15 protein-coding genes and 1 pseudogene are annotated in these 14,768 nt (G+C 53.5%); 8 read left to right on the top strand and 8 right to left on the bottom strand.

Going from position 1 to position 14,768, the window contains the following annotated elements:
- Positions 1–6: 6 nt before the first annotated feature.
- The 6 genes from LA04_RS07775 to pspA all read right to left on the bottom strand — a co-directional run bounded on the left by LA04_RS07775 (position 7) and on the right by pspA (position 4,747).
- Positions 7–1,299, bottom strand: a complete 1,293-nt coding sequence (locus LA04_RS07775; protein WP_047651097.1) for an ABC transporter substrate-binding protein — start codon at positions 1,297–1,299, stop codon at positions 7–9.
- 14 nt (positions 1,300–1,313) lie between these two features.
- A complete protein-coding gene (locus LA04_RS07780) occupies positions 1,314–3,011 on the bottom strand; it encodes a sugar phosphorylase (RefSeq protein ID WP_047651098.1) in 1,698 nt (565 codons plus the stop codon).
- A 197-nt stretch (positions 3,012–3,208) separates the two neighbouring features.
- The gene (gene pspD, locus LA04_RS07785; protein ID WP_023312043.1) at positions 3,209–3,433 is read right to left on the bottom strand and encodes a phage shock protein PspD; all 225 of its coding nucleotides are present in this window, start codon (positions 3,431–3,433) and stop codon (positions 3,209–3,211) included.
- A gap of 12 nt (positions 3,434–3,445) precedes the next feature.
- Positions 3,446–3,805 carry an envelope stress response membrane protein PspC gene (gene pspC, locus LA04_RS07790; RefSeq protein ID WP_047651099.1) on the bottom strand — a complete coding sequence of 120 codons (360 nt, stop codon included), beginning with the start codon at positions 3,803–3,805 and terminating at the stop codon, positions 3,446–3,448.
- The gene (gene pspB, locus LA04_RS07795; protein WP_023312045.1) at positions 3,805–4,029 is read right to left on the bottom strand and encodes an envelope stress response membrane protein PspB; all 225 of its coding nucleotides are present in this window, start codon (positions 4,027–4,029) and stop codon (positions 3,805–3,807) included. Before pspB ends, pspC begins: the two co-directional genes overlap by 1 nt.
- Before the next feature lie 49 nt (positions 4,030–4,078).
- Complete coding sequence (pspA, locus tag LA04_RS07800; protein ID WP_047651100.1) at positions 4,079–4,747, bottom strand: phage shock protein PspA; 669 nt, start codon at positions 4,745–4,747, stop codon at positions 4,079–4,081.
- 166 nt (positions 4,748–4,913) lie between these two features.
- Here pspA and pspF point away from each other — a divergent pair, with 166 nt between their 5' ends.
- From pspF to LA04_RS07835, 7 genes and pseudogenes are all read left to right on the top strand, one after another.
- A complete protein-coding gene (gene pspF, locus LA04_RS07805) occupies positions 4,914–5,891 on the top strand; it encodes a phage shock protein operon transcriptional activator (protein WP_047651101.1) in 978 nt (325 codons plus the stop codon).
- An 88-nt stretch (positions 5,892–5,979) separates the two neighbouring features.
- Complete coding sequence (gene sapA / locus LA04_RS07810) at positions 5,980–7,620, top strand: ABC transporter substrate-binding protein SapA (RefSeq protein ID WP_047651102.1); 1,641 nt, start codon at positions 5,980–5,982, stop codon at positions 7,618–7,620.
- Positions 7,617–8,582, top strand: a complete 966-nt coding sequence (gene sapB, locus LA04_RS07815; protein WP_047651103.1) for a putrescine export ABC transporter permease SapB — start codon at positions 7,617–7,619, stop codon at positions 8,580–8,582. Before sapA ends, sapB begins: the two co-directional genes overlap by 4 nt.
- Positions 8,569–9,459 (top strand): putrescine export ABC transporter permease SapC, encoded by an 891-nt coding sequence (sapC, locus tag LA04_RS07820; RefSeq protein ID WP_032656751.1) that lies wholly within the window; start codon positions 8,569–8,571, stop codon positions 9,457–9,459. The genes sapB and sapC overlap by 14 nt, the downstream gene beginning before the upstream one ends.
- Positions 9,459–10,451 (top strand): putrescine export ABC transporter ATP-binding protein SapD, encoded by a 993-nt coding sequence (gene sapD / locus LA04_RS07825; RefSeq protein ID WP_008501228.1) that lies wholly within the window; start codon positions 9,459–9,461, stop codon positions 10,449–10,451. Before sapC ends, sapD begins: the two co-directional genes overlap by 1 nt.
- A gap of 1 nt (position 10,452) precedes the next feature.
- Entirely contained in the window at positions 10,453–11,259 is an 807-nt protein-coding gene (gene sapF, locus LA04_RS07830) for a putrescine export ABC transporter ATP-binding protein SapF (protein WP_023312051.1), read from the top strand.
- 161 nt (positions 11,260–11,420) lie between these two features.
- Positions 11,421–12,363, top strand: a pseudogene (locus LA04_RS07835) (ATP-grasp fold amidoligase family protein).
- Here the strand turns inward: LA04_RS07835 and LA04_RS07840 are convergent.
- Both LA04_RS07840 and LA04_RS07845 read right to left on the bottom strand, forming a co-directional pair.
- The gene (locus tag LA04_RS07840; RefSeq protein WP_047651104.1) at positions 12,344–13,408 is read right to left on the bottom strand and encodes an ATP-binding protein; all 1,065 of its coding nucleotides are present in this window, start codon (positions 13,406–13,408) and stop codon (positions 12,344–12,346) included. The pseudogene LA04_RS07835 and the gene LA04_RS07840 sit on opposite strands and share 20 nt — an antisense overlap.
- Positions 13,405–14,109, bottom strand: coding sequence for a response regulator (locus LA04_RS07845; protein ID WP_047651105.1), 705 nt, complete (start codon positions 14,107–14,109; stop codon positions 13,405–13,407). Before LA04_RS07845 ends, LA04_RS07840 begins: the two co-directional genes overlap by 4 nt.
- 271 nt (positions 14,110–14,380) lie before the next feature.
- Between LA04_RS07845 and crrC the strand changes: the two genes are divergently transcribed.
- On the top strand, positions 14,381–14,767 hold the full coding sequence (gene crrC, locus LA04_RS07850) for a colistin resistant protein CrrC (RefSeq protein WP_047651186.1): 387 nt from the start codon (positions 14,381–14,383) through the stop codon (positions 14,765–14,767).
- Position 14,768 lies beyond the last annotated feature (1 nt).

Raw genomic sequence — 14,768 nt, forward strand, 5'->3', positions numbered from 1 at the left:
GCGCTCCTATCGTTGTGAAATCAGATCGGTCAGACGCTTCTGGCTGTTACTAAGCGTGTTGCTGAGATCTTTTTTCCCCACCGTGACGTTATGCACCATGGAACTGATGATGCCGGACCCGGTAACATCGCCCATGCGCGTGAAGTTTTTGTCCCCCACCGCGCCAAACACCTGCACATTCGGGAACTGCGCAATCAGTTCGTAAGGCAGTTGCCCAAACGCTTTAATCACATCGTTGTTTTTCCAGGTATCGGTGCCCACCACCAGCTTGTTCACCGGCAGTGCCGCGCCGGGCGACATCATGACCCAGTCGGTTGCGTTTTGAGCCTGCTCCATCCAGGTCACAAACTTTTCAGCCGCCTGAGTCTCATCTTCGGTTTGACCGGTGGTAATCGTCAGCGACGTGACCATGCCGTAAACAGCAGAAGAGGTTTCAGTTGGGACGACGAAGCCCAGGTTTGCAGGGTTTCCGTCCTGGAATACCGCCGGCAGGATGTAGGTGGAGTAAACCGCCATCGGCGCAGAACCGTTCATGAAGGCATCTTTGATCTCCATGACGTCGTTTGAACCCGGCATGGTGGTCGCGGCCAGATCTTTGTAAAACGCCAGAGCTTTTGCCATTTCAGGGGTATCGATGTCGACGTTCCCTTTGGCATCAAAAACGTTCGCGCCGCCGGAAAGCGCAAACTGGGAGAATGCCTGCTCCGTCATCACGCTTTCCGCGGTGGGCAGCGCAATGCCGTAATGCTTTTTGGCCGGGTCGTTAAGGCTCTGGCTGGCTTTCAGCAGCTGTTCCCAGTTATGCGGCTCCTGAATACCCGCCGCAGCCAGCGCATCTTTGTGATACCAGACGCCCGATAGCCAGGCGCTGACTGGCACCCCCGTCCAGGCAGAACCGTCTTCCGTACGAACCACGCGCAAGATGCCGTCATAGAAGGTATCCTTGCCTACCGCGTTAATGGCTTCGGCGATGGCTTTGCGATCCAGCAGCTGTTCCTTGTCCATAACTTTCGCGTAGTCATGGCTGACTTCAATCACCTCTGGCAGCGCGCCCGTTCTGGCGAGCGTAATGACCTTGGTGTTGTAAGCATCCTCTTCTACCGGCACCTGTTTCACCGTGATGCCGGGGTTCTCTTTCTCGAACTTTTCGATAAGCTTCGTGATAACCGCCTGGCGCTCCTGCTCAACTGACGAGTGCATAAACTCAATGGTGACAGCAGACTTTTTGTCGTCCTTGCACCCTGATAACAAGGCGCACGAAACCAGTGCTGATATCAGCACAATTCTGGGCATTTTCATTTTTAAGGTCCTTTTTAGTTTTCTTTAATCCACAACACCTGCCATGGATATAGGGTCAGCGTTTTATCCGTAATATCTTTCCCGGAAATCAACTCCGTTCCGGAATGAATATCGGATTCCACCGTTTGAATGCCGTCACTGAAATTAAACAGCGCCGTTACTTTCTCACCACAATCCGCCACGCGAACGATTTTTAAAACATGTTCACCTGGCACACTGAAATAAGCCTCGCTGTCAGGATGGAATGCCTTTTCCGCCCGACGCAGCGCAATTAACTGGCTTAACGAGCGATAGACCTGAGAGCGTAGGCTATTTTTATCTTCAAGCTCGCCATCAATTTGTCCTGCAGTGTATTTCTCACGATTAATCGCACGGTTGTATCCCAGGCGTTCAACACTTGCATAATCATTACGGGAACCGAGAATGCTCTGGATATAAACCGCGGGCACGCCGGGGAAGCTTAAAAGGACGGCATGCGCCAGAATAAACCGGGCAATCCGTTGGCTATCAAGACCGTCACGCGGACTTAAAGCATCCAGATAGGTCACATTAATTTCATAAGGGCTGCGTGTGCCATCTGGGTTATTTTTCCAGTTAACCAACGCGCCTTCAGCCTGAAGTTTTTCCACAAGCGAGAGGATTTCCGACTCGGGTAAAATTCCGCGTAATGGATTCAGACCAATCCCGTCATGCGAGGCCAGGAAGTTAAACCAGGTGGTTTTCGTGGAAGGCAACGTCAGCGACGCTGCCCACTGGCTCAGCGTCCGGACGTCCTGAGAATGTACCGCATGCAGCACCAGCGGAGGCAATGAGAACTGATACACCATCTGCGCTTCATTTTCACCGTCACCAAAGTAAGCAACGTTATCTTTATGCGGAACGTTCGTCTCGGTAATAATCACCGTTCCAGGGGCGACAGCCTCGGTAATGGCGCGGAAAAACTGGATGAGCTGATGGGTTTGCTCAAGGTGGATGCAGTTTGTTCCGGGTATTTTCCACATGAATCCGACCGCATCCAGACGAATGTATCGCGCCCCTTCAATCAGGTAATGCAGCAGCACGTCGACCATCGCGATCAGCACCTGCGGAGAGGCGAAATTGAGATCGACCTGGTCCTCGCTGAAGGTGGTCCACAGGTGTCGCACGCTGCCATCATGCAGCGTGAAAGGCGTAAGAAGCGGTAAGGCACGCGGACGCGTCACCGCGGATAAGTCTGTTTCAGGATCGACAGAAATAAAGAAATCTTCATATCCTGGCATTTGCTTCAGGTAATTAGCGAACCATTTGCTTTTGGCCGACATATGGTTACATACGAAATCGAACATTAAACTGGCTGACTGTTTTAATTCGAAAACGTCTCGCCACGTTCCGGTTTCCGGTGCAACCTCGTGATAATCGATAACAGAAAATCCGTCGTCCGAAGACCATGGATAAAAAGGCAAGAGATGGACATGAGAAAAAGAGTGATCAAGCCACCTGTTATAAAAACGTGTAAAAACCGGTAGCGCCTTCTCCCCTTTCGCTGAAAACTGATCGGCATAGGTAATCAGGACAACGTCTTTTTCATCCCAACCCGTTTTACGTTTTTCCGTAATAACAGAAGCGGCATTTCCAATATTTTCCAGCAGCACATTAAGATGGGCGTCAGAAAACGTTTCCCCGTAAACAAAATTAATAATCTCTTTAATTTTTCGATTCATTTCATTTTCCATGGTAGCGGTCCCACGAAGTGGCAATCTACTCCCATGAAAAATATCTGTCAACGGACCAGGAAAGAGAAAAAGATGATTGCAAAGCAGCTCGGCGAAATATTGTGAGCTGCCGCAAAGAAAGAACGGGGAAAAGAGGAAATGCGGTTAACCGTCGCCAGTCCCTCCCCCGTCAGGGAAAGGGCTAACGCCAGCGGGAATTATTGGGATAAGTAGCGGCGAGAAAGCCGTTTTGCCACCTTTTGCAGCAGCGGTTCGAGCGCCACGGCCAGCACCATTCTGACCGGTTTGCGGGCAACGGATTTAATTGCCCAACCCGCCACACCTGCCGGGCCGAACCGTAACGCGGTCAGCAGGACCAGTTTACCTGCGATTTTCAGGCCGGGTTTTACCTTCTGACCGGCCTGTTGCCAGTGTTGTTTCATCTCATCTCTCTCTTAAAGCTGACGAAAGCGACTTCTCAGCGTAAAGGTATCCGACGTGACATAGCGTTCCATTTCCCGTAGCCGCTTCTCACCGGCGGCGAGTTGCTCATCAACGGCATTGAGAAGATCGCTGCTTGTCGGGGCTCCCTCCGCTGCCAGTTCTCCGTCCGGCATTGGGTCAAGGACAAACGACAGGACGATGTATGCCACCAGGGTAATAAACGCCAGGCCAAAGAAGATCGATAGCACCGCGACCACGCGGACCAGTTTTACCGGAACATCAAGATAGTGAGCCAGCCCGGCACAAACGCCGCGCACCATGCCCTGCTGTGGAATTCGCCACAGCTTTTTGTTCAGATTCAGTCCAGACATTAACGGTCCCTCCAGTTTGGATGCTCAGCATCCAGGATGGCTTCCAGCGCCTGAATGCGCTCGCGCATTTTGTTCGCCTCGTCGGAGAGCTGCACCAGACGCTGTTGTTCACTCTGGGAGAGTTCGCCCCGAGAAGAACGGTTGCTGTAGTGCAGCCATAGCCAAATCGGCAAAACGAACAGCACGAAAATTGTCAGGGGAATGGCCAGAAAAAGCGCGCTCATGTGTACTCCTTGTCTTATGAGGCGGCACGCTCAGGTGCCGCAGGAATTATTATTGGTTGTCTTGCTTCATTTTGGCTTTCAGTGCCGCCAGCTGCTCGCTGATTTCATCATCAGCCTTCAGATCGGCGAACTGTTGATCCAGCGACTTCTGCTTACCGATGCCGTGGCTTTCAGCTTCCGCTTCCATGTGGTCGATACGACGTTCAAACGATTCAAAACGCGCCATCGCTTCATCAAGCTTACCGCTGTCCAGCTGACGACGCACGTCGCGGGAAGAGCTTGCCGCCTGGTGACGCAGGGTCAGCGCCTGCTGACGCGCGCGGGTTTCGTTAAGTTTATTTTCAAGCTCACCAATCTCTTTCTTCATACGGGTGAGCGTGTCATCCACCAGCGTGACTTCATGCTCGAGCGTCGCGACCATTTCGGCCAGCTTCTGTTTTTCGATCAGCGCCGCACGGGCCAGATCCTCTTTGTCTTTACGCAGCGCCAGTTCCGCTTTTTCCTGCCATTCGTTCAGCTGTGCGGTTGCCTGTTCAATACGACGCGTAAGCTGTTTTTTCTCCGCCAGCGCGCGGGCGGAGGTTGAACGCACTTCAACCAGCGTGTCTTCCATCTCCTGAATCATCAGACGTACCAGCTTCTGCGGATCTTCCGCTTTCTCAAGCAGTGAGTTGATGTTGGCGTTCACGATGTCGGCAAAACGAGAAAAAATACCCATAATCAAATCCTCATAGTTCTGTTATCGGGCTATGCCCTGCTGTACTGATAATACAAACATCATGCCAGGTTTTTATCTTATTGATTTTCCAGAGTCTGATTGATTTTTGCGCGATGAAGAACTATTCTTCCCTGGTGAATATCGCTAAGGAGTGGTTAATTTCATCATGCCCGGATACAAAGACAATTTACTCGGCGAAGCAAACAGCTTTCTCGAAGTGCTGGAACAGGTCTCTCGCCTCGCGCCGCTCAATAAACCGGTGCTGATCATCGGTGAACGCGGAACGGGGAAAGAGCTGATAGCCAACCGTCTGCATTACCTCTCCGGGCGCTGGGATGGCCCCTTCATTTCCCTTAACTGCGCGGCGCTGAATGAAAACCTGCTCGACACCGAGCTTTTCGGCCATGAAGCGGGCGCGTTTACCGGTGCCCAGAAACGCCATCCCGGACGCTTTGAGCGCGCTGACGGCGGTACGCTATTTCTGGATGAGCTGGCCACCGCGCCCATGCTGGTGCAGGAAAAACTGCTGCGCGTGATTGAGTACGGCGAGCTGGAGCGCGTCGGCGGTAGCCAGCCGCTGCAGGTTAACGTGCGCCTGGTGTGCGCCACGAACGCCAACCTGCCGGAGATGGTGGCGGAGGAGAAATTCCGTGCCGACCTGCTTGACCGCCTGGCCTTTGACGTCGTTCAGCTTCCTCCCCTGCGCGAGCGCAGAAGCGACATCATGCTGCTGGCAGATCAGTTTGCGATTCAGATGTGCCGCGAGCTCGGCCTGCCGCTGTTCCCAGGCTTCAGCGATTATGCGCAGGAGACGCTGCTGGCTTACCACTGGCCGGGAAATATCCGCGAACTGAAAAACGTCGTGGAGCGTTCCGTCTATCGCCACGGCAGCAGCGAGACGGAGCTGGACAACATCATTATCGATCCTTTTCAGCGCAGCGCAGCGCCACTGTCCGCACCAGCGTCTTCAGGCGATGTTCCTACCCTCCCCCTTGATTTACGCCAGTTTCAAAACGATCAGGAGAAACAGCTGCTGGAGCAAAGCCTGAAGACGGCGAAATATAACCAGAAACGGGCGGCTGAACTGCTTGGTCTGACCTACCATCAATTGAGGGCATTGCTCAAAAAGCATCAAATGCGCTGACAATATCAGCACTTACCTGCAGACATTTTTACGAAGCAGGCGTAAGTGCGATACACTTTGCAGATCGAACCTAAAAACCTTAAAAATTATGCGTCTGGTTTTATCGTCCTTTTTTGCACTCGGTCTGTTTAGCAGCCAGGCCTTTGCCGCGCCCGGGCAAACTCTCCAGCCTGACATTCGTGACAGCGGCTTTGTCTATTGCGTAAGCGGCCAGGTGGACACCTTCAACCCGCAAAAAGCGGGCAGCGGCCTGATCGTGGATACCCTGGCCGCACAGCTTTACGACCGTCTGCTTGATGTTGACCCATACACCTACCGTCTGGTGCCTGAGCTGGCGGAAAGCTGGGAAGTGCTGGATAACGGCGCAACCTACCGTTTTCACCTGCGCGATGACGTCGCGTTTCAACGCACGCCGTGGTTTACCCCCACGCGCAAGCTGAATGCGGATGACGTGGTCTTCACCTTCCAGCGCATCTTTAACCGCAACCATCCGTGGCATAACGTTAACGGCAGCAACTTCCCCTATTTCGACAGCCTGCAGTTTGCCGACACCGTCAAGAGCGTGCGCAAGCTGGATAACCGGACGGTTGAATTTACGCTGACGCGCCCGGATGCCTCCTTCCTCTGGCACCTGGCAACCCACTATGCGTCGGTCATGTCCGCTGAATACGCGGCGAACCTGACGAAAAAAGATCGTCAGGAGTTACTCGATCGTCAGCCGGTCGGCACCGGTCCGTTCCAGCTGGCCGAATACCGCGCCGGGCAGTATATTCGCCTGCAGCGCCATGAGCATTTCTGGCGCGGTACCCCGCTGATGCCGCAGGTGGTAGTGGATCTCGGCTCTGGCGGGACAGGACGTCTGTCAAAACTGCTCACGGGTGAATGCGACGTGCTCGCCTGGCCCGCGGCCAGCCAGCTCACCATTTTGCGCGACGATCCGCGCCTGCGCCTGACGTTACGCCCCGGAATGAATATCGCTTATCTCGCCTTTAACACGGATAAGCCGCCGTTGAATAACCCTGCCGTACGTCACGCTCTGGCGCTGGCGATTAACAACCAGCGTTTAATGCAGTCGATCTACTACGGCACGGCGGAAACCGCCGCCTCAATTTTACCGCGCGCCTCGTGGGCCTATGACGGTGAAGCTAAAATTACGGAATACAATCCGGCAAAAGCACGTGAACAGCTGAAGGCGCTGGGGGCGGAAAACCTCACGCTGCAGCTTTGGGTGCCAACCAGCTCTCAGGCGTGGAACCCGAGCCCGCTCAAGACCGCCGAACTGCTGCAGGCAGATATGGCGCAGGTGGGCGTCAAAGTGATCATCGTACCGGTTGAGGGCCGTTTCCAGGAGGCGCGCCTGATGGACATGAATCATGATTTAACCCTGACCGGCTGGGCGACCGACAGTAACGATCCGGACAGTTTCTTCAGGCCGCTGCTAAGCTGTGCGGCGATTAATTCGCAGACCAACTACGCCCACTGGTGTAACCGGGAGTTTGACGCCGTGCTGCAAAAAGCGCTGGCTTCCCAGCAGCTGGCCTCACGCATCGACGCCTATGATGAAGCGCAGAAGATCCTTGCCCAGGAACTGCCGGTGCTGCCGCTGGCCTCTTCCCTGCGTCTTCAGGCCTATCGTTATGATATTAAAGGTCTGGTGCTGAGTCCGTTCGGCAACGCCTCGTTTGCAGGCGTGTCGAGAGAAAAAGAACAAGAGGTGAAAAAACCATGATTATTTTTACCTTACGTCGGCTCCTTTTGCTGCTGGTGACGCTCTTTTTCCTGAACTTTGTCGGCTTCAGCCTGAGCTATTTCACGCCCCACGCCCCGCTCCAGGGGTCGTCGCTGTGGGATGCCTGGCTGTTCTGGTTTAACGGGCTGCTGCACTGGGATTTCGGCGTGTCCAGCATTAACGGCCAGCTGATTTCCGAGCAGTTGAAAGAGGTTTTCCCGGCCACGATGGAGCTGTGCATTCTGGCCTTCGGCTTTGCCCTGATGGTCGGTATCCCGGTGGGTATGCTGGCCGGGATCTATCGCAACAAATGGCAGGATAAGTTTATCAGCGCCCTCGCCCTGTTAGGCTTCTCCATCCCGGTATTCTGGCTGGCGCTGCTGCTGACGCTGTTCTTCTCGCTGACGATGGGCTGGCTGCCGGTTTCGGGTCGCTTTGACCTGCTCTATACGGTTAAAACGGTGACGGGTTTTGCCATCATCGACGCGTGGCTGTCCGATTCGGTGTGGCGCCATGAGATGATCGTCAGCGCCGTGCGCCATATGGTATTGCCGGTGCTGACGCTGGCGGTTGCGCCAACAACCGAAGTGATCCGCCTGATGCGCCTGAGCACCATTGAGGTATTTGACCAGAACTACGTCAAAGCCGCCGCCACGCGCGGGTTGTCCCGCCTGACCATACTGCGCCGCAACGTCCTGCACAACGCGCTGCCGCCGGTTATTCCGCGTCTGGGGTTACAGTTTTCCACCATGCTGACGCTGGCCATGATCACCGAGATGGTCTTTAGCTGGCCTGGCCTGGGGCGATGGCTGATTAACGCCATCCGCCAGCAGGACTACGCCGCGATTTCTGCGGGCGTGATGGTGATTGGTTCGCTGGTGATTATTGTTAACGTGTTGTCCGATATTCTGGGTGCCATGGCTAACCCATTGAAGCATAAGGAATGGTATGCCTTACGATAGCGTATACAGTGAAAAGCGCACGCCTGGCGTGCTGCGTACCGTGTGGCGTAAATTCTATGGTGACACCACGGCGATGATCGGCCTTTACGGCTGCGCCGGCCTGGTGTTGCTTTGCGTCTTTGGCTCGTGGTTTGCGCCGTACGGCATCGACCAGCAGTTCCTTGGCTATCAGCTGCTGCCGCCGTCCTGGTCGCGCTACGGTGAAGTCTCTTTCTTCCTGGGAACGGACGACCTCGGACGTGACGTGTTGAGCCGCCTGCTGAGCGGTGCAGCCCCGACGGTGGGCGGCGCATTTGTGGTAACGCTCGCGGCAACGATCTGCGGGCTGGCGCTCGGTATTTTTGCGGGATCCACCCATGGCCTGCGTTCGGCGGTCCTTAACCACATTCTGGATACGCTGCTGTCGATTCCATCCCTGCTGCTGGCGATCATCGTTGTTGCCTTTGCCGGTCCGCACCTGTCGCATGCCATGTTCGCCGTCTGGCTGGCTATCCTGCCCCGCATCGTGCGCTCGGTTTACAGCATGGTGCATGATGAATTGGAAAAAGAGTACGTCGTTGCCGCGCGTCTGGACGGCGCGACAACCTTTAACATTCTGTGGTTTGCCGTGCTGCCCAACATCGCCGCCGGGCTGGTCACCGAGATCACCCGCGCTCTGTCGATGGCGATCCTGGACATCGCGGCGCTCGGCTTTCTCGACCTCGGTGCACAGCTGCCGTCGCCCGAATGGGGTGCGATGCTCGGCGACGCGCTGGAGTTGATCTACGTGGCACCGTGGACGGTCATGCTGCCGGGGGCGGCCATTATGGTGAGCGTGCTGCTTATCAACCTGCTGGGCGACGGTATTCGCCGTGCAATTAACGCGGGGGTGCAATAATGCCGCTTCTTGATATTCGCAACCTCACCATCGAATTCAAAACCGGTGAAGGCTGGGTTAAAGCCGTCGATCGCATCAGCATCACCCTTGCGGAGGGTGAAATACGCGGGCTGGTGGGGGAATCCGGCTCGGGAAAAAGCCTGATTGCCAAAGCTATCTGCGGCGTGGCGAAAGACAACTGGCGCGTGACGGCAGACCGTATGCGTTTTGACGATATCGATCTGCTGCGCCTTTCCCCCCGCGAGCGGCGTAAGCTGGTCGGGCATAACGTCTCAATGATTTTCCAGGAGCCGCAGTCCTGTCTCGACCCGTCCGAACGCGTGGGTAAACAGCTCATGCAGAACATCCCCGGCTGGACCTACAAAGGCCGCTGGTGGCAACGCGTTGGCTGGCGCAAGCGTCGTGCCATCGAGCTTTTACACCGCGTCGGGATCAAAGATCACAAAGATGCGATGCGCAGCTTCCCCTATGAGCTGACCGACGGCGAATGTCAGAAAGTGATGATTGCCATCGCGCTGGCAAATCAGCCGCGTTTGCTGATTGCGGATGAACCGACGAACGCGATGGAACCCACCACGCAGGCGCAAATCTTCCGCCTGCTGTCGCGTCTCAACCAGAATAACAACACCACCATTTTGCTGATCAGCCATGACCTGCAAATGCTCAGCAAATGGGCGGATAAAATTGACGTCATGTACTGCGGGCAAACGGTCGAAACCGCGCCGAGTGAAGACCTGATCACCGCGCCGCACCACCCGTATACGCAGGCGCTAATCCGCGCTATTCCGGATTTTGGCAGCGCGATGCCGCATAAAAGCCGCCTGAATACCCTGCCGGGGGCGATTCCGCTGCTGGAATCCCTGCCGATAGGCTGTCGTCTGGGGCCGCGGTGCCCCTACGCTCAGCGTAAATGTATCGAGACGCCACGCCTGACCGGGGCCAAAAATCATCTATACGCCTGTCATTTCCCGCTGAACATGGAGAGAGAGTGAAATGGTCGAAACCTTACTGGAAGTCCGCAACCTGAGTAAGACCTTTCGCTACCGCACGGGGCTGTTTCATCGTCAAACTGTCGACGCGGTGAAGCCGCTGAGCTTTACGCTGCGTGAAAAACAGACTCTGGCGATCATCGGCGAGAACGGTTCCGGGAAATCCACCCTGGCGAAAATGCTCGCCGGCATGGTTGAACCGACTGCAGGCGAAGTGTTGATTGACGATCATCCTCTGACGTTCGGCGATTACTCTTTCCGCAGCCAGCGCATCCGCATGATTTTTCAGGATCCCTCTACCTCGCTTAACCCGCGCCAGCGTATTTCGCAGATCCTCGATTTTCCGCTGCGTCTGAACACCGACCTGGAGCCGGAGGCGCGCCGTAAGCGCGTATTTGAAACCCTGCGTATGGTTGGGCTGTTACCGGATCACGAAAGCTACTACCCGCATATGCTGGCCCCCGGCCAGAAACAGCGCCTGGGACTGGCGCGCGCGTTGATTTTGCGGCCAAAAGTGATCATTGCGGATGAAGCGCTTGCCTCGCTGGATATGTCGATGCGCTCACAGCTGATTAACCTGATGCTGGAATTGCAGGAAAAACAGGGGATCTCGTATATCTACGTCACCCAGCATCTGGGAATGATGAAGCACATCAGCGATCAGGTGATGGTCATGCACCAGGGCGAAGTGGTCGAGCGCGGCAGTACGGCGGATGTGATGGCCTCCCCGCTGCATGAGCTGACAAAACGGCTGATTGCCGGTCATTTCGGTGAAGCATTAACCGCCGATGCGTGGAGAAAGGACCGCTAAGCGCGACGCTCAACACAAATCACCCCACTAAAATAAGGATTAAATAGCCTGCGTGCGCTATTTAATCCTATAATTTTTCGTCTCCATCCCTGCTCCATATTTTAAGCAATATCAATCAACAGTTCTTCTCCAGAATATCCGGACATTACGGAGGAGAAGAAATGAACACCGCCACTTACGTTCTAAAATACACAGAGTATCTCATCAGAAAATGCCGTTCATTTTTAATGACGGACCTGCACTTTCATACCGTGAGGCTTAAGAGAACATCCGGTAAAACCCCTGACATTAACTCGCCCACGACGTTGAGTGAAAAAATATGTCATCGCCTGATCTATGACCATAATAACTTCTACACGATGCTTGCCGATAAACTCGCCGTTCGGGCATACGTTTCCTCCAGAACAACGCGCGTGAAAACGGTGCCATTAATTGGCGTTTATACCCGGCCGTCGCAGATTGATTTTTCAGTTCTTCCTGATAAATTCGTCCTTAAGTGCAACCATGACAGCGGCAGCACAATAATATGTACAAACAAAGCGCAATTTAATGAAAAAGAAGCGTGTAAAAAGCTGAGCCTCGCGTTAAAGAAAAATCTTTACTACACGACGCGCGAATGGCAGTACAAAAACATTACGCCGAGTATACTTTGCGAGCCGTTCGTCGATCTCTTCGACGATGCTGACAGAAGCACAACGCCCGAAATGCTGAGGATCCACTGTTTTCATGGCGTTGCCCACTATGTAGAAGCAGATTTTACGGATGATAACGGCAAAGGGTTTATCAACGTTTATGACAGGCAGTGGAACTTACAACCCTTCCGGATGGAATATCCGAATACTTCAGCAACGCCTGGCGAACCGCTCTTGTTCCGTCAGGCACTGTTGGCCTCCCAGGAGCTGGCGGATNGGAATTGACTACTGCCGCGTTGACCTTATGCTAAAAAAAGATGAAATCTATTTCAGCGAAATAACCTTAAGCCCAAGACGCGGTAAACTGACGATTACCCCGCAGGAATGGGATGCTAAGTTAGGAAAAATATGGCATTTATCGCCGGCAGGTGCATTTGACCTGCCGCTGAAGCTCACGAGTCGGGCCAGGTGAGCTTAAATATCGAGTGGTTTTGCGTCGATAAGGTATAGGTAACATCGCCACCATGAGCCAGCATGATGGCTTTTACCACCGACAAGCCCAAACCACAGCCTTCCGGGTTCACATGTCTGGCGCCATTATCGCGCTGAAAGGGCTGAAACAGGAAATCATGAAACTCTCTGGGGATGCCCGGCCCCCCGTCCTGAATAAGGATATAATTGCCTTTATCAGAAACGCCATTTTTCACGATGAGCATCCGCGAGGTTGAATAGTGTAAGGCATTATCAAATAAAACGGTCAGACACTGATTGATGCGTAATGGATCGAATACGCATTGCTGCTCCCTCAGGTCTGTATTGACGGTAAACGCCTTACGGCTGAACTCGGGCATGAACGTATCGAGTGCGTTCTGTATTGTCCCTTTGAGATCCGTTCGGGACGGATATAACGTATATCCCGCCCCGCCGTCCGAGCTGATAACCCGCAGATCTTCAATCAGACGGGTTAACCCTTCCGTCTGTTTGAGAAGATTATTAAACAGCACCGGGTCCGGGATGAAAACGCCGTCAACCAACCCCTGAAGCCGTCCGCGTAAGATCGTGACCGGGGTTCTCAGCTCATGCGCAATAGCGGCATTCCAGGATTTCCTCTGAATATCCAGCGTCTGTAATTTTTCCGCCATTTCATTGAAATCCGTCACCAGGTGATTGATTTCACCCAGCCGGGAACTGGTGCAGAATGCCCGGGCGTCCAGATCGCCCTGAGAAATCTTTTTCAGGCTGGACGCTACCGCGTTTAGCGGGGTGAGTATTCGCGATGAAAGTTTGACCGTGAAAAAGAGAGCGATAATCAGACTGATCGTTGTCGCGGTCCCAATCCATACCCAGTCCCACATCGTCATCTGCTCGTCATCGCCCGCAGCAGCGCCGCCCGGGAGATGATCCAGAATAAAGGAGTAAAAAAACCAGGAGCCGAGTATGGCGATGGCAATGATCGTAAACGTCAGCAACAGCATATACGTTAAGATTTGACGACTCAGGACAGACTCTTTGTTCATTTCTTTTCCCCAAGCCGGTAACCCATGCCTCTGATGCTCTCAGGAACACCGTAAAGGCCTGCAAGCTCCAGTTTTTTACGCAACTTGCTCATATGGCTGTCGACCGTTCTGTCGAGCGTATCCCCTTCCGGCAGACACGCGTTGAGTAGCTCTTCGCGGGAGCAGACCTTTCGCGGGTATCTCACCAGGTACGTGAGCAATTTAAATTCGGTCGTCGTTAATACCGGGGAGACAACCTCTGCTCCCACGGTGACTTCCACGTAGAAGTCATCCGGATAGACCGTAATAAACGGCGTTCTGAGCGGCTGGGAACCTGCCTGCTGAAGCGCGGGTTTTGTCCTGCGCAGCACCGCCTCAACCCGGGCGACAACTTCAGAAGGGTTGAAGGGTTTGATCACGTAATCATCCGCGCCCAGCCTCAGCCCCATGAGCTTATCGACATCCTGATCGAGAGCGGAAACCATGATGACGGGGACAACGCTTTCCTGACGAAGCGTCGTAAGTACGCTCCAGCCGTCACATACGGGCAGGTGAATGTCCAGCAATATGAGATCCGGTTTATGGAGACGATTGAGCGCTATGGCCTGTTCACCCTGTCTGGCTCGGAGCGTTTTCATTCCCGAACGCTCTAAGTAGCTCATCAGTATATCGGCGATTTCGTCTTCATCTTCAACAACAAGGATCAGCGTATTTTTGTTCATATTATCTCCGCGGGTGAAATCCCTTTAAGCACGCTATCAGATATCTTTAGCACAATAAGACACAGCCTCCGGGAAAAAGTGCCGTAGTCACGAAAATTTCCCCGCTGAATTAAATTCCCGGTTATTTCTCCACACAGCCTACACATTCCGTCAATAAAGACTCGACAATGCGCGTTCAAAATCGCTATTGGGGCATAACCCGTTGTGCATTGCGCGCTGCAAATTACCACTGTTTCTTAAAGATTTTATGAAGTTGACTGAAATAATGAACATGGAACTTTCTAAATATTTCTCTCCTAAAAAACTAGGCATATATTCCCTGTTCCTGCTGCTGTCGTGGGGATTACTTTATACCTGGCTGATTTTGGTACACAGAATGGATGAAAAAGTCGCCTCGACGCTGCTCTCTTCACCCATTATTTATGGTTGCATCGCATTGTCGGTGGTTTCTCTGATCATCCAAAATAAAGCCGGCGCGTTGACTGAGCTGCTTGTCATCGCCTTCTGGCTAATAGTTATTTTTGTTTATCTCATTATTACGTTCACCGTGCTGTTAAACACAATGCCCGATATTGAGGATCTGCTCTTTTACTACGAGTGTTATTTGATCATTTTTTTTGGCGGAGCGCCGCTGTACCTGATTATGAGAATGATTTGAG

This window comes from Enterobacter sp. UCD-UG_FMILLET (assembly GCF_000762975.1).
Lineage (GTDB): Bacteria > Pseudomonadota > Gammaproteobacteria > Enterobacterales > Enterobacteriaceae > Enterobacter > Enterobacter dykesii.